Source organism: Acinetobacter sp. R933-2 (assembly GCF_030325485.1).
Taxonomy (GTDB): Bacteria; Pseudomonadota; Gammaproteobacteria; order Pseudomonadales; family Moraxellaceae; genus Acinetobacter; species Acinetobacter sichuanensis.
In genome coordinates, this window is the sequence record NZ_JACAIJ010000003.1 from 161,149 (window position 1) to 177,612 (window position 16,464).

The 16,464-nt window shown below is 31.8% G+C and carries 15 protein-coding genes; 7 read left to right on the forward strand and 8 right to left on the reverse strand.

The window, feature by feature from the left end:
* Positions 1–413 precede the first annotated feature (413 nt).
* A complete protein-coding gene (locus HX005_RS04905; RefSeq protein ID WP_286376495.1) occupies positions 414–1,118 on the forward strand; it encodes a YidX family protein in 705 nt (234 codons plus the stop codon).
* A gap of 61 nt (positions 1,119–1,179) precedes the next feature.
* Positions 1,180–2,199 carry a hypothetical protein gene (locus tag HX005_RS04910; protein WP_286376496.1) on the forward strand — a complete coding sequence of 340 codons (1,020 nt, stop codon included), beginning with the start codon at positions 1,180–1,182 and terminating at the stop codon, positions 2,197–2,199.
* A 69-nt stretch (positions 2,200–2,268) separates the two neighbouring features.
* On the opposite strand, the gene HX005_RS04915 is transcribed toward HX005_RS04910, so the two are convergent.
* From HX005_RS04915 to HX005_RS04935, 5 genes are all read right to left on the reverse strand, one after another.
* Positions 2,269–2,865, reverse strand: coding sequence for a GGDEF domain-containing protein (locus HX005_RS04915; RefSeq protein ID WP_286376497.1), 597 nt, complete (start codon positions 2,863–2,865; stop codon positions 2,269–2,271).
* 294 nt (positions 2,866–3,159) lie between these two features.
* Positions 3,160–3,579, reverse strand: coding sequence for a GlcG/HbpS family heme-binding protein (locus HX005_RS04920; protein WP_286376498.1), 420 nt, complete (start codon positions 3,577–3,579; stop codon positions 3,160–3,162).
* Between the two features lie 65 nt (positions 3,580–3,644).
* Positions 3,645–4,946 (reverse strand): glutamate-1-semialdehyde 2,1-aminomutase, encoded by a 1,302-nt coding sequence (gene hemL, locus HX005_RS04925; protein ID WP_286376499.1) that lies wholly within the window; start codon positions 4,944–4,946, stop codon positions 3,645–3,647.
* A 41-nt stretch (positions 4,947–4,987) separates the two neighbouring features.
* On the reverse strand, positions 4,988–5,608 hold the full coding sequence (gene thiE / locus HX005_RS04930) for a thiamine phosphate synthase (protein WP_286376500.1): 621 nt from the start codon (positions 5,606–5,608) through the stop codon (positions 4,988–4,990).
* Positions 5,609–5,898: 290 nt separating this feature from the next.
* The gene (locus HX005_RS04935) at positions 5,899–6,786 is read right to left on the reverse strand and encodes a hypothetical protein (RefSeq protein WP_286376501.1); all 888 of its coding nucleotides are present in this window, start codon (positions 6,784–6,786) and stop codon (positions 5,899–5,901) included.
* A 204-nt stretch (positions 6,787–6,990) separates the two neighbouring features.
* On the opposite strand from HX005_RS04935, the gene HX005_RS04940 reads away from it, so the two are divergent.
* The 3 genes from HX005_RS04940 (at position 6,991) to HX005_RS04950 (ending at position 9,506) form a co-directional block, all read left to right on the forward strand.
* Positions 6,991–8,013, forward strand: a complete 1,023-nt coding sequence (locus tag HX005_RS04940) for a hypothetical protein (RefSeq protein ID WP_286376502.1) — start codon at positions 6,991–6,993, stop codon at positions 8,011–8,013.
* A gap of 79 nt (positions 8,014–8,092) precedes the next feature.
* Complete coding sequence (locus HX005_RS04945) at positions 8,093–8,788, forward strand: hypothetical protein (protein ID WP_286376503.1); 696 nt, start codon at positions 8,093–8,095, stop codon at positions 8,786–8,788.
* A 199-nt stretch (positions 8,789–8,987) separates the two neighbouring features.
* Complete coding sequence (locus HX005_RS04950; RefSeq protein ID WP_286376504.1) at positions 8,988–9,506, forward strand: hypothetical protein; 519 nt, start codon at positions 8,988–8,990, stop codon at positions 9,504–9,506.
* 58 nt (positions 9,507–9,564) lie between these two features.
* Here the strand turns inward: HX005_RS04950 and HX005_RS04955 are convergent, their stop codons facing one another.
* Together HX005_RS04955 and HX005_RS04960 are read right to left on the reverse strand one after the other, a co-directional pair.
* Positions 9,565–10,767, reverse strand: coding sequence for a toxic anion resistance protein (locus tag HX005_RS04955; protein ID WP_107006500.1), 1,203 nt, complete (start codon positions 10,765–10,767; stop codon positions 9,565–9,567).
* A 109-nt stretch (positions 10,768–10,876) separates the two neighbouring features.
* Positions 10,877–11,257 (reverse strand): Mpo1-like protein, encoded by a 381-nt coding sequence (locus HX005_RS04960; RefSeq protein WP_286376505.1) that lies wholly within the window; start codon positions 11,255–11,257, stop codon positions 10,877–10,879.
* A gap of 190 nt (positions 11,258–11,447) precedes the next feature.
* On the opposite strand from HX005_RS04960, the gene HX005_RS04965 reads away from it, so the two are divergent.
* Entirely contained in the window at positions 11,448–12,905 is a 1,458-nt protein-coding gene (locus HX005_RS04965; protein ID WP_286376506.1) for a CYTH domain-containing protein, read from the forward strand.
* Between the two features lie 148 nt (positions 12,906–13,053).
* Here HX005_RS04965 and HX005_RS04970 read toward each other — a convergent pair whose 3' ends face one another.
* Entirely contained in the window at positions 13,054–14,766 is a 1,713-nt protein-coding gene (locus HX005_RS04970; RefSeq protein ID WP_286376507.1) for an ATP-binding cassette domain-containing protein, read from the reverse strand.
* Between the two features lie 193 nt (positions 14,767–14,959).
* Here HX005_RS04970 and HX005_RS04975 point away from each other — a divergent pair, with 193 nt between their 5' ends.
* Positions 14,960–16,423, forward strand: a complete 1,464-nt coding sequence (locus HX005_RS04975) for a CHAD domain-containing protein (protein ID WP_286376508.1) — start codon at positions 14,960–14,962, stop codon at positions 16,421–16,423.
* The last annotated feature ends 41 nt before the right edge of the window (positions 16,424–16,464 follow it).

Below are 16,464 nucleotides of genomic sequence, written 5' to 3' on the forward strand. Positions count from 1 at the left end.
TACAATGAATATTTTCGTTTTTTCGATTGATTGCTCTAATTGACACAATCTAAAAGTAGAATAAGCTTTTAGACCACTAAACAATTTCAATATTGTCATCTTTATAAAAAATATGTTTAGAATATTGAAAACGTTAATACGATGAAAATAAAAATGCATATCGGTACAACATCATATACAAATGATGCTGAATTACATGGAAAAATTGTTTCAGGTCAATAAACATTCACCCAACACATTAAAAACTTAAATTAAAGATATTCAATCATTATATTTTGCCAACCCACACCATGAAAAACGATAAACACATCTCAAAATTAGAAAATTTATCGATAATTTTGGCATCTTATAAACTTAACGGGCTATAACTTAAATGCTATAAACTAAATTGAAAATAATCAATGAGTATAAAAATGCTTACAGCACTCAAAAACCCTTTCCTTCCCCTTACTTTAAGTGCCGCTGTCCTCTTTACGACAGGATGTGCTACAAAAACACTTTTAGAAAAAGATGATGGTATACGCATACAAACAGTGCAAAAAACCTTAATTGAAGATTATGTCATCGCTTTTGGTAAACCATCCCAACCTTTAGCAAATCTACCTCAGGACAGTATCGTTATTGTTGGACAACAATATAGTTATGTTTTAACACATGGTGGAAATCGATTTGCAAAAGTAATTTCTGCACTTGATCCTAAAAATATACAAATCAAACGTTCTTTAGATTTTTCCTCACCTAAAAATGATGGAAAATTTGTGGGAACTGTGGAACTTTCCTATGTCAAACTTGCCGAAGATGTAAGCAAAGCTGACCGTGAGTTCTTTATTGAAAATGGTGCTGAAGAATGTACCAGTTCAAGCGATAAACGTATGGAGGCTCAACGCTTTTGCTTTGACATTAAACTTGCTGGAGTCGTATATCCCGCTGCAACCAACCGTGATTCTTTTAAAGCGCTCAGTAAGCCTTATCGTATAAGCATTTATACGCAACAACAAGAGAAAGACTATTCTGAAGTCGGTAGCAACGCAGCCAATAAATTAATGTTATTCCCTTTTGCTGTAGCATTTGATGTTGTGACTTTACCGTTCCAAGCGATTCACAAAATATTTGATTAATTATTTAAAGATATGCAGGATACTTATAGAATATCCTGCATAATTCCAAATATATTTAAATATGATTCCTTTTTCTTTTAGCTATTTATGGATTTTTTTTATTGCAGCAATAGGCAGCTTGGTTTTTTGCTTATTTGCAATCGGACTTATTTTTAGCGCTCAATGCCGTACCAAACTCAAAAATGGCAATATTTTCCTACAATCACTTTTTGTCACAAGTTGCTTATGTGTATTGCTCAGTATAGGTTTATTTTTTCTGGTTAAGAAAGCGCAACTTGAAGTTAAAACTGATCATGAAGCAACTTATCAAACCTTAACTTCACCACAAAATATTTTAGGTATTTCTATGCCAACAGGCACAGAACTTTATTTATTTGAAGCCAACAACCAAGAATCTTTTCGTGAGGCAACATTTCCAACACCCGTCGCTTTTGGTAATTTTCAAATTAATAATATACAAATTCCTAGAGGCTATGAATTAGAAATGTTTGATGATCGTTCAATTACCTTGCGTGGTAAAGGAGTTGATCAAATTGAGGGCTGGCAATGCAAACTTGAAAATTACATAAAAGTTTATTTAGATAAACAAGCAAATATTTCTGGCTTAGAATTTTGTATTTTAGCAAATCCTATCAAACTCAAACAAATTACCTTGCAAGCTGGAGCTGATATTCAACGTAGTAAATATTCAAAATACCCCGATGGATTTATTGCTCAAGATACTTGGCAAATCAGAAATCCGTTAACGCACTACAAAAATATTTCGGTTGAGTGGGCAAATATTTATTTAGATAAAAATCATCAATTATTAGGCATCGAAAATGGCACACTTGCCAAAGATTTACATTTTGGCGGTATTGATTATCCTCAAGGAACAGAATTTAATTTTTTGCTTCATCCCCTAATTAAAAATCAAGAAACTTGGCTGTTTACACCACCAACAAATAAAACTGCAAAAGCAAAAGATGGAACCGTTTACACCGATCAACAAGCCATTTTGCACACCACTGATGGTCAAGTTTTAAAAATTTTAAATGCTAATGACGAAAAAATCATGGCTCGTAGAAGTAATCGCTCCTAGACGATTTTATATTTTCAGGCAATGGATATTCCTATTTTTTCTTTAAAAACAGGAATATCTATACTTTCATTAAGATAAACTTTGTGAGCCTGAATGAAAGCCTTGAGCCTGTATTTCAAAACGATTTTGATCTGCTTGTTGTAAAACCTCATGACTTTTTACATTTTGCTCAGAGACTGACATTCCATAACTTAATTCAGCATGAATCAATTTATTTTTTATTTTAATTGGATGACTCTTAATCACACCAAGTAAACGCTCAGCAATTTGGGCTATTTGTTGTTGATTAATATCATTTAAAATCAAAATAAATTCTGAATCACTGAAACGCCCAACCAAGTCCGTATCACGAATATTGTGACTCAGTTGATAAGCAACCGAAACCAAAACTTCATTGGTAACTTTTTGATTATATTCTTCATTTAATTTATTAAAATTATCAAGATTAAAAAGAATAATCCCGTATTGAATCAATTCTTGTGGATGTAACTCCTTTAAAAATTGATTAATTGCAAACTGGTTGTATACACCTGTTAATGTATCTGTTTCTAAATCCTGATGTTTTTGATCCTTATGGATAAGTTTTGTAAACAAGGAATTTTTCAGAACTTGGTTGAGTAATCTATAAATTTTACGACGTTTTTCTGAATAAATTTTATTGCGCATACAATCCCCATCCCCATGGTTTTTTATTTTATCCTATCAATGTAGCAATTTATTCAATGATTTCCAAATCTAATTTTCAAGCAATTCTTGATATATATAGCAATCAAAACTAAGAATGTGACCAGATTTACAATAAAATTAAAACAAAATTAACTAACATTTCTATTTAGTATAACTGAATAATAAAAGTTTGAGTATAGTTAATGAATTGAGGAATTCCTTTATTTTTATTTGAATAAGATAGATTGCAGTGAGATACAATCTACCTCATTTTAACAGCATAAATCATTTAATTTATGAAGAAAACTGAGCTAAGAAATTTTGAATTGCATATAACGCAATCTCTGCATCTTCAAATGATTTCACACCTGAAACACCGACAGCACCAACCAACTGCCCTTCATATAAAATAGGCTCGCCACCTTCTAGCATCCCTGAAAAAGTTTCCATAGTCAGAAAGCCCATTTGACCATTTTTAATTAAATTTTCAAATAAACCTGAAGATTTACGGCTGATTGCAGAACATTTGGCTTTTTCCAAAGCAAGGTTTGCGGTCATCGGTGCAGCGCCATCCATACGCTTCATCGCAACTAAAGTCCCGGTTTCATCCACAATGACAATACTGACATTAAATTGTTTTTGAACCGCATATTGATGTGCATGATCCAATAAAAACTCGCCATCTGCCAAAGTCAAATAATGTTTGGTTTGCATCCATTCATTCCTATTCAAAATTTAAGGAGTTCCCTCTCTTTTCAGGAGAGGGTTAGGGAGAGGTATTAAGCTTTCATTTCTGCAAAGACTTCTTTTGCCATATCAATAGTAAATTGAATATCTTCATCATTATGTGCAGCCGAAATAAAGCCCGCTTCAAAAGCCGATGGCGCAAGATTGACACCACGTTTTAACATACCGTGGAAGAACTTACGGAAAGCATCAACATCACATTTCAACATCGAGTCAAAGCTTGTGATATCTTCTTGATCTGTAAAGTACAAACCAAACATCGCACCCACTTGCTGAGTTTTAAAGGCAATACCTGCTTCATTCGCAGCAGCCTGTAACCCTATAAGTAGTTTTTCGAGTTGTGCAGTAATGTTTTCATAAAAGCCGTCTTGGCGTAAATGTTTAAACATTTCAATCCCTGCACGCATCGCCAATGGATTGCCTGACAATGTACCTGCTTGGTAAACTTTACCCAAAGGTGCAATGCATTCCATCACTTCACGTTTACCACCAAAGGCACCTACTGGCAGACCTGCACCAATGATTTTACCCAAAGTGGTTAAGTCAGGTGTTACGCCATAATGTGCTTGCGCACCGCCTAAACCAACACGGAAACCTGTCATTACTTCATCAATAATGAAAACTGAACCATGTTCGTCACACACATCACGAATAGCTTGTAAGAAACCATCAATCGGTTTGACCAGATTCATATTCCCTGCGACAGGTTCAACAATTACCCCTGCAATTTCAGCACCAAATTTGGCAAAACATTCTTTTAAAGTGGCAATATCATTGTATGGCAAAGTTAAAGTGTGTTTGGCAAAATCAGCAGGTACACCCGCAGAAGTCGCTTCACCTTCACCGCTCGTCAACAGACCTGAACCTGCTTTTACCAGCAATGAATCTGAATGACCGTGATAACAGCCTTCAAATTTGACAATTTTGTCACGTCCAGTATAGCCACGCGCCAGACGAATTGCGGTCATGGTCGCTTCCGTTCCTGAGTTGGTCATACGCACCAACTCAATCGAAGGCATGATTTCACAGATAATGTCTGCCAATGTGGTTTCGTGCACAGTCGGCGCACCAAAACTTAAACCATCGACAGCAGCATCTTGTACAGCTTTGATAATGTCAGGATGTGCATGCCCTAAAATCATCGGTCCCCATGAACCCACATAGTCGACATAACGCTTGCCATCGACATCATATAAATAAGCACCCTTGGCTTTTTCAATAAAAACTGGCGTACCACCGACACCATTAAAGGCACGTACAGGAGAGTTCACTCCACCTGGAATATGTTTGCTTGCTTGTTTAAACAATTGTTCTTGCTTAGCAGATAAAGTCATGGAAATGCTCAACTTAAAAATAGAACGGCATTCAAAAAAGCTTATGCTTTTGATGCAAATAAATCAGCCCATTCGTGGGTACGCACAGTAACGCCTGATAACGACTGTCCCAATATATCACTAATCACAGCACAAAGGTCGGCACCTGCATCAATCACTTCACTTGAATTTTCAACAGTTAAACCACCAATCGCACAAATTGGCACATCAAATTTTGCTTGGGCTTGTTTTAAAGTTTCCAATCCAATATTGCCTGCTTCAGGCTTGGTTTCAGTGGCATAAATTGCACCAAAAGCCACATAGTTTGCGCCATCCGCAATGGCTTGTTCAGCAAGCTCAATCGAATTATTACAACTGCGACCAATCAAGACATTTTTGGGTAAACGAGCAACAGCATCAACAATTGAGCCATCACCCTGTCCCAAATGTACGCCTACGCCATATTTTACTGCGGCTTCCAAGTCATCATTAATCACAAAAGGGACTTTATATTGCGCACACATCAACTTCATATATTCGATTTCATAGTCCTGATCTTGTTTTGCCACTTTTTTACGGCGATATTGCAACACTGCCACTTCATAAGTTGACATTGCACCTTCAAGCTTTGCCAATAAAAGTTCAATTGGATCATCATTGGTAATGAGATAAAGACCGCGCATACAAATACCTAAAGTTTCTAATTGATCTAATTATAGCGTTGTTCTTTTATATTTCATGTTATAAAGCGATTAAAAAATATTTTATGCTTACAAATAATGTTTATTGATTACAAACATTTTGCTAAATTTTCTAAAATTATATTTTTTTGGCTATTCATGCCTTAATTTCTATAATTAACATTTATAATTCATCTTTAATTTTCACATAAAAAAATGCTGTGTCTGGAGCACAGCATAAATTTAAAAAACAAATAACTTAAAAGCCAAATAGTTTAGGTCAAATGATGATATTAATACTCTAAAATTTCAGACCATTTTTTTGTTTCATCAAATAAGATCTTATTGTTTAAAACTGCTTTATATTGTGCAGTCTGATCATTTAAAGCTGAAATTGTCGTAATATTTTTATTGTTTTTGGTATCAATAATTGTCATGACACCGCTATATGGCGAAGAAACAATATCATCATTTTTTGCATCTTTTTTAACAAAGAATGGCTGATTAGTATTGTCATAAGCAACGCTAAAGTCACCATTTTCACCACCTGTTGCAGCAATTTTACCACTCAATTGTAATTTAACATTTGTGGCATCTTGTGCTGACCAAACAAGTTTATAGTTATCAACCACATAATTGACTGTTCTAAGTTTTTTACTTTGATCAAATTGTTTGATCACTGCTTTAATTTGATTGACTGTGATTGTCGCTACGGAAGGTAAATCATTGACATTCAGCCCACCATTAATGACCTGATTTTCTCCATCTGCAAATGAAACATTCAAGTCGTTAAATTCATAATCACGACTATGATCATTGATTTGCTTAAACTTAATAACACCAGAAGCACTCCCCTTGCCTTCAACTTCAAAAACACCAACACATTTATTTAAAGTGACCGTATTGGCTGTTTTTTGATATGAACCAGATTCACACTTGATATTATGATCAAATATTTCATCTGTTCCATATACCAAAGAGTCAATTAAACCATCTCCTAAAGATTCTCGGAGAACAATTCCACTAACTTCATTGATCAGTGCTTTTGCTGTTTCATCTGTTGTTGGATTTGTTGGATTTGTTGGATTTGTTGGATTTGTTGGATTTGTATCATCATCATTATCACTCCCACAAGCAACTAATGCTAAAGTACAAACAAGTGTTAATATTTTAATTTTCATTTGGATCATCCTTGTTGAAAGCGCCATCCTATTTTTAAAAATAAAATGCAATAAAACTATTCCTCAAATAAGGAGTTGTTAAATCTCTAAAGTTATGATTTTCAAAAATTTGAATGCTTTCTGAATAAAAATAATACTTCTTTTTTATTTACTGTTATACTTAAGACTCTATATTATAAACACATTAAATATATAAACGAAAAAATGTTCATCTCCAAAATAAAAGCAGGTCTTCAAACCCCAAGTCAAGAACTTAAGAAAATTTATCGTGATATTTTCATTTTCAGCTTAATTGGTTTTTTTATTTTAGTTTTTACTCAAAGTTTTTTAGCATCTATAACATCTTATTTAGTTTTATTTTTTCTTTATAAGTGTTTTTTCTATTCAAAAAAAATTGAACTACCTCAATATTATGAAAAAAATTATCGTATTTTTAAAATAAATCTCATTTATAGTTTAAGCATCATTTTTATTTCTACATTTTTTATTTTAATTATTTCAGCATTTATACATCTAAAATTTTTTAAAATTTTAATCGTCATTTTTTCTACTTTTCTTGTTTACTTTATATTATACCAACTGCCTATTATTTTAGCCTACTTAATCTATTTTAAAATAAAAAGTACATTTTTTGAAATCAAATGGGAAGCTCCTACTTCAAATACTCAAGATAAGTCATCAATTTCTGAACGACAACTTAAATTTAAACAACGTACTATAAACCCTAAACCAAATACTCCAATGATAATCAAAACAACGTCAGATAAAATTATTCCTCCATTTATACTGAATACTGAAAATAGTCGTACAGAACAACTGTTCGAGCTAAAAATACATTATCAAAGTTATTTAGGCATACGCCATAAACGCCAAATCAATGAAATATATAAAGTATTCAAAGAAGTTGATTTAAAGCTATCAAACAAAAAAAAATTTTATAAGAACAGACAAAGTATTTCAAAAATACAACTCACGTTATTAGAACAAATCCTTGAATATACTCAACAATTTTTGACTTATCCGCGAAATGAACAAACACGTTTTTGTCGAAATTTAAACAATGTTCCTGATCTTTGGTTTACACAAATGCTGAATAAAATTTTAGATGATTTGTTAAAGCAAGTTGAGTCTATTTACAATCATGATTTACAATCTTTATTAGACCATCAAGAATTCTTACATCAAAGTTTAAAAGCTGAGGAGGATTTTAAAATAGATAAAAAATAAAATTTTAGAATATTAAAAACAGCATAATAAAATCAAGAGGTTGAATGAAAATACAAAATATTCAAGGTGATCTAAATTTATGCATTATCTTAAAATTACTTTAATTATCTTAATTTGTATTTTATTCATCTATAGTGAAATAAGTTTTTTAAAGTCTTTAAGTATTTTTGTGCTGACTTTAGTATGTCTTTATCTTTTCTTACTTGTATTTATGAAAATTTTGAATCAAGTTTTATTTCCAAATACAATACATGAGCATATTGAAAAAAATGAAAATCAAAATTTAAAATCAATCCCTATTCAGCTATTTAAAACTGATCATCCAAAAGTTAATCAAAAAAAAATCACGATCATACAACAATTTCAAATTTTTAAAAAAAATATTTATACACAATTAGATTCTCAAAACCAAGCTTATTTAGATGAAATTGAAATGATTTTTCTGGATATAGAGCAACGTAAAAAATCCACTCAATTTAATATTTCTAAAAAACTAAACCGTAAACTTAGGTTGGCTGAAAATGAATGCTTAAAAAAAATTCAACTGTTATTTGATCATTATTTAAATCATGCATATAACAACTTTGATCAGCAAACATTCATAGATGAACGCAATAAAATTATAGAAAAATTACTTAAAAAAATAGAATTTTTATACCAAAATGACTTACAATCCTTACTAAACCACCAATATTTCATACAACAAAATTTAGATGTGAAACCAGTATTTGAATTAAAGCAAAACACAAAGAGAATTTGGCAAAACGATGAGTAATAAAGATCAATCACATAATCGAATTTCTGGAAAAGACGCTTTAATCACGTGTGTTATCTCGATTATACTTGCTATCTTTATTAGTATCCTTCTATTTATAGATACATGGTTTTCTAATCTATTACTGGTCGTTATATTACTGGGAATTGTATTTGGTGTATATTGGCTGTATAAAATAAGTGATTTAGAATTTAAAAAAATGTTAAAAAATCAAGAAGATGAAAATAAAATAGACGTTATCCATCAACAATCAACTGCTTATTTTTTACAATATCAACAACTCATTTCAAATTATCAACATTTACAAAGTCAGAGTCTACGACATTTAAGTCAAAATGCGCAAAATCAACTGACAAAAATTGAAGAAATCATGCAATTTATGAATGAAAAACTTCAGCAGAGTCAAGATGAATCATTTCAAAATGAAATCATGGATATTCAAAGAACCTTAAATGCCTATCTTAGCCCTGCATTACAACATTTTATTGATATTCCTGAGTTTTTAAGAAATCGTAAAGTTTTAGATCAACAACAGACACCAAATCAGATTATTGAACAACAGCTACAAATGATTGTAAATGAGTTTGAAAATATTGCTGAGTCAATTTATTTAAATGATTTAAATCAATTGGTTGATCATGGGCAATTCTTAAAATATAAATTACAACAACCCGATCTTTTTAAGACGCAGCAGGATATTTCTGATCATTCAGCTTAAAAGTAAAAAGTTGCAATTCTTACAACTTTTTATTGGTTATAGATGATCAGATATCAAATTACTTTTCATTGACAGAAATAAAATCTTTTACAGTGAGCTGCTCATCTTTTAATTGCTCTGCAACTTCTTGAGCTCGAACTTGATCTGTAAATTGCTGCGCACGTTGTAACTGTGCAGCTAAATGATCCATACTTTGTTGTAAATTAGGCAAAGCTCGAACTTTAAATTCGTTCACTAAATCAATGGTTTCAAAAATTTGGTTAAAAGCCACTTGTAGTTTTTCAACATTAATTACACTATTTGAAGATTGTGATTGAATATCTCGTGTTTGTTGATTCAACATTTTACTGGTTGCAACAATCAAATCTTCAGTGGTGCTATTAATAATTTTAACCTGATTTAGAACAAGTTTTTGAGTTGATAAGGCTTGAGCCACCACCATAGCCGTTTGTAAGGCAGAAACCGTTGTCATCAAAGCACGGTCTACACCTTTTATCAGTTCTAAATTATTTTTTCGAATTAAATCTAGCGACATATACGCCTGTACACTCACCGCTTGTTGCGTCATTAAATCGGTGACTTTCTGCTTTAAATAAAACAAAACTTCTTCTTGTAAAACCATTGCTTTTTGCTGATCTGTCACCCGTACATTTTCAATAATATCTTCAACTTTTCGGCTGAGTTCCTGCCCAATATAACTATATTGTTCAAGCTCTTGCATAGTCTCCCACATATTACGTTTATCACGTTCTAATGCGATATTATCTTTAATTAATTCATCTTTACCATTTTCTAAACTACTCAGTACAACATTAATATGCTCTTCTGAAGATTTATATTTATCAAAATAGTCTTCGACTCGCTCACCTAAAGGTAAAAATTTTAACCATTTTCGCACAGCAAAAAATTTCTGATTATTTGCAGGATTCAAACTGTCTAAAGTTTGTTTAAGATCAATCAAACTTTGGCTAATATTTTGACTGTCAGCATCATCATTGAGTTGATTCAATGATCTTGAAAGTAAGCGGTGGCTCAGTCGTGATGATTTTTTAACACTATTATGTCCAAGTTGATGAACTGCGTTCACCTTATCTTGAAAGGTTTTTTCATGTACAGGAAGATCAATTAAATGTTGTAAAAATTGTTCAACTTGTTGATTTAAATTTTGTACAACCTCTGGCTTAATTTTTACTGCGCCACCAACTTGTTGATGATCTACTAAAGGTAATGCATCAGGTGCAGTTAATTCTATTTTAGCCATACATTGTCCTCTTTTATTTTATTATGATCTTTTTCAACCTCTTTGATTCAATCATTCAAAGAGGTTTTATCTATTATTTAAGTGAATTATTAAATTTTAATCAAAACGATTAACGATCAATTTTATCAAACTGACGGTCTTTTAAACTTAAGTTACCACGAACAATATCAGATAACATCCGCCAATCTGAAATAAAACTATATAACGGTTGTTTAAAACTTGCTGGTTTATTTTTTTCAAAAACAAAATGCCCTACCCATGCACAGGCATAGCCAGAAACTAATCCATATACAAAATATTTAGGTTTACGCTGACGAATTGCTTTAGTGAAAAAATAAATCCCGACGCTACTGCCTACCGCATGTAAACGGCGACTCATAATATTTCGGTGTTCGGTAAGATAAAAACGATAAAATTCAGAATAATTTTTAATTGGTAGCTGAAAGTTCGGCGTCGTTAATTCTGATTTTGGTTCAACGAGTGCATTCATTCTGATTTTCCTTATTTATTTTGTATTGCTTTATTCTAATGGATGCCGAATTAAAAGCCAAATGAACTTTGACCAATATAAATACTGATAATGCAGTTTGAATCGACAAGAAAGCGAACAATTTTACAGTATATTTTAGGCTACAATAGCGCATTAAAATTCAAATTTTACTATTTTTCAGGATTTCACCATGCTTGAAGTTGAATTGAAATTTCAGATTTCAGAAAGCCGTCGTAATGCTTTACTCAAAGCCATTGACCCTAAAAAGTCTGAAATTATTCAACTTCAAGCCAAGTATTACGATACACCTGATAAAAAATTGGCGGCACACGGTGCTGCACTGCGTCAACGCTTAGAAGGTAAAACATGGGTTCAAACCCTTAAAGCTGCGACTAAAAACCATTTACAACGTATTGAAGAAAATCACAATTTAGGTGAATTAGCTGAAGCACCACAACTGGATCTTTCACTCTATCCAAAAAACTCCGAAGCTGATCAAATTCTGCAAAATGCTTTAGGTGATCAATTTGACCAACTACAATTGCAATTTGAAACTGATATTCAAAGAACGTGTCGAGTCATTACATTTGAAGATGCAGAAATTGAAGTCAGTTTAGACATTGGTGAAGTGCGTACTCAAACAGCACGTCATGAAATTCATGAAGTTGAATTTGAACTAAAAAATGGTTCTATCCAATCTTTATTGGCTTTTAGTTTTGAATGGGTGAAAAAATATCAACTTTGGTTAGATGTTCGTAGTAAAGCCGAATTTGGTAACTTATTGACATTAAATCAAACTGTCAGCCCTGCTCATATCGCTAAAGAAATGATCCTGAACAAAAAAGATAGTTCAGACAAAAGCTTAAGAACGATGATTGCTAATCATATGCAACATCTATTACCAAATATTGCCGCAATTTCAGCACAAGTCGCTGAAGCAGAACACATTCAACAAGCTCAGCTTGCCTTACACCATTTACATCTCAGTTTATCTTTATTTAAAGATTGGACACATGTAAAAACTGAAAAATGGGCACATCAGCTTGCTGCATTTGAAAGTCATTTTCAAAATTTACAACATTTTCAACACATGCAAAATACTTTAGGTGCTTTGCTACAAAACCCTAAAACGGCTGAAAGTTTAGATAAAGACATTCTATATGCACAGGAAAAGTTGAATAATTTAGTTAAATCTACACAAAATGTGCAGCATTATTTAGAATTACTCATGTTTAGCCTTGTAGAGGCTGAACAATCCACTCATGATTTAAAATGGTTTGCACAAAATACGCTGCAAAATCAATATAAATTATTACAAGAGGCTTTGAGTCAAGCCGATTTAAATCATCTGGAAAGCCTTGAACTTTTAGCGCAAAGACTGAATGAGTTAAAATTTAGCTTCCCGATTTTAACCCAAATTTATGATGTAAAAAATCTACAAAAATATGGAAAATCACTGAACGATGCACAGCAAGCATCTGAGCAATATCAAGTTTTAGCATCATCTTCATCTTATTTACAACAAACTGAACTAGAAGCCAGTGATTGGTTTGCATTAGGTTGGTTAACTGCAAAGCAAGAAGCTTATGCAGAAAAACTACTTGAAGCAACTGAACAATTTCTAATCAGTCGAAAGTTTTTAAAATAAGGTTAAACTATAAAATATTCAATATTTTACATTTAAGTTTATTTTGTATTATGTTATCAGGTGATCAAGACATTGATATGTTGTGGTCACCTTATTGAGTAACAAACATCAAGTTTTACTTAGTTATTTTTAGTGATATTTAAAAACCTCATTGTTCTAAATCAGTTTTTTGAATAGCACTTTTTTGAATTAAAGTATCAAAATTAATGACTTCATCTGCATATTGTTGGGCAAAATTTGCATGTGAAATGATAAAAGTTGTTTTTACTTGGCTTTGAATAAATTTCATTAATGTCATACTTGTTTGTTCATCTAATGCGGCTGTTGGCTCATCCATAATTAATAATTGTGGTTTTTTAAGTAGTGCTCGAATAATACTAATACGCTGTTTTTCGCCACCTGAAAAACTTTTATAAACATGTTTAATATTATCATCTAAAGCTAAATTATTTTTATTTATTAAATTCAATAAATTAAACCGTTCTAAATAATCATAAAGCTCATCATCTGTATATGTATAATGACTATTATGAACTAAGTTTTCTCTAAATGTTCCCGAGTACACTACAGGCATTTGACTCACAACTGCAATTTCTTTAAAAATATTTTCAGAGAATTGTTGACTGATTTCCACATTTTTATAAAACAATTGCCCTGCTTTTATCTTTTCTAAGCCAATTAAATAGTTGATAAAACTCGTTTTTCCTATACCTGTTTGCCCAATCGCAATATAGTTCTTCCCTTGTTCTATGACAAAGTCAAAATCTGTAATTAGGTTTTTACCTAAGTAAAATTCGGCTTGTTTAAACGCATAGAAAATAGGCTGATCAATAATAACTTCAGAACTGAGTTGATCTGTCATTAAATGAAAATATTGTTCAAATTTTTCGATGGCAATAAAATCACCTTTCAAATGAATAATACTTTGTGACACCATTAATAAAGGCATGGTTAATGCAATAATATATGTACTAATGAGGACAAAATCACCTGAAGTCACTTGCTTTTGATTGAACAGATAAACGGTCAACAACATAAACGATAAAAGAAAAAAACCCACAAATAAAACTTGTATAACCATTAAACCAGCAAGTTTTTTATGGCTACTTAAAATCTCATCTTTATAATGTTCTAAACGCTTTTCGTATAAATTCATTTCATATTGCTGCGCACCATTAACCTTAATATCATAATTTGTTTGAATTTTTTCAACTAAAAACTGACCGACCTGATTTTGCGCATTATACATTGCAGTAAAAATATCATTTCCCTTTGCAGTAAAATATATGTTCAATGCAAAAGTAATCACGGCGAATAACATAAAATATAAGGCATAAGCTAATTCAATAGCATGTGCAAGCACCCAAACCATACTTAAAATTTGGAATAGAATAGGAACTAATACAAATAAAATAACGTAGGTAATCGTACCAAATGAGTCAGCTCCACGTAAAATATCAGTTTGATAAACCCCCAATTCAATTTTTTTCTGTTCAGCAAATGTCGCCTCAAAAAATTGTTTGACCCCACCATGTAAAAGTGCAATTTTAAATTTAGTCATTAATCTTGCACTTAAGAAATTCGCTGCATGATTTAACACATTCATCAGCAACCATCCTAAAGCGTAGGCTGTTGCTAAAATGTAGAGATTTTTCCATGTAAATAACTGGTCAAATGTTACAACATTTGTCGTATGAGACTGATCAACAATTTCTTTTAAAATATAAGGCACTGCAACTGAAAGTAACGTGTGAATCATCAAGAATAGACCTAAAATCAGCATATCTTGTATCGGTCTGGGATAACGATTTTTGACAATTTTCCAAATATTTTGATAATTTTTTAAAACTTTTATACTCATCCAAAACCTATTTTTATCTATTTTTTAGTCAATTTATTCTTATTCTAATCATGGCAGATCAAATGCTTCCATGTATTTATTGTGAACAGTGATTCAATTTATCTTAATATTTAAACGTATCCAATTATGTACTAGGTTTTAAATTTATATTGTTCTAATATAAGAAAAAGTTTCTATAACAGGATGTTAGACCATGTTTGAAATAGAACTCAAATTTCAAATCAAAAATGATAAAAAAGATGCCTTTCTCAAAGCATTGCAAAGAAAAAAGTGTGATAAATCCACTATACATACTCAATACTTTGATCATGATAAAAGCCCTTTATCTACACAAGGTATTGGATTACAACAACGTTTAGAAAATGGTCAATGGATACAAATACTACATTTATCCAATACAGAACAACTGGCACCCACCCAATTTCAAATCAATTTAGGAACAACAGCCCCCAACAATTTCGAGTTTAAAAATTTTGGTAATAAAAACCATCATAAAAGCATCAGCAAAAATACTCAAAAATTATTAAATGATCTTTCATCTGAACTGTATGTGAAATTTAGCATAGATATTGAACGCTTTATCACCTTATTTAATTTTCAAAAAAGCCTCATTGAAGTGTATTTTGATCAAGGTGTTGTTTATTCTCAGCAACAAAAACGAGAGTTTTCTGAAATAACATTTAAGTTAAAAAAAGGTAATATTCAGGATTTTATTTCTTTTGTTCTGCCTCGCATTAAACGTTATGCCTTATATTTAAATACACAAGCTAAAACACATTATGATGATTTACTCAGTCAGAACATCCCTGCTCAATTTCAAACACCATTTCAATTAGACCCAAAAAGCTCACCTGAACAAGCCATTAAAAAGATTGTACAACATACTTTACAGCATCTTTTGCCGAACAGTTCTGCCATTGCCTCAGGCTACTTTACTGAGGAACATGTACATCAAGCTCGTGTTGCGATCCGTAGGTTACGCAGTGCACTCAAAACTTTTGCGCATTGGTCATCTCATCTTGATCCGATATGGGAACAACAACTTGCTGAACTTTTCCGCCAACTGGGTCATCAACGTGATCTTGATATGGTTGAAAGTACCATTTTACCGCAAATTTTAGCTGATGGCGCACCCAACATAACGTTGAAAAAACACAAAAATATAGATGAAAATAAACTAGATGATGTGTTTAAGTCATTTAATTTTCACGCTCTTATCTTAACTTTGATGCAGTTTGTCCATACACAGCATAGTGAGCCACCTTCTCTCAATCTGAAAAAACAATTTAGAAAAGAGATTGAAAAATTACATCAAAATATTATCAACAATTCATTTAATTTTTTAGAATTAGCAATAGATGACCAACACCGTGTTCGTAAACGCTTAAAACGTCTACGTTATAGCATTGAGTTTATCGCATCGCTCTATCCTACTGAAAAGGTAAAAGAATATTTAAAAGCACTGAAACCTGCACAAGAAGCTTTAGGTTTATACAATGATTTATTTGTTGCTGAAAATATTTTTAAAAGCATCTCAGAACATGAACCTAAAGCATTATTTGCTCTAGGTTGGATTGCTGCACGAAAGCATGATTTATTAGCACAATCAGCCCAAGAGTTACGCCATCTTTCTCAAGCTGTACCTTTTTGGAAGTAAATAATCTTAATTTTTACAATATTTTAGATTTTATTTGGGAA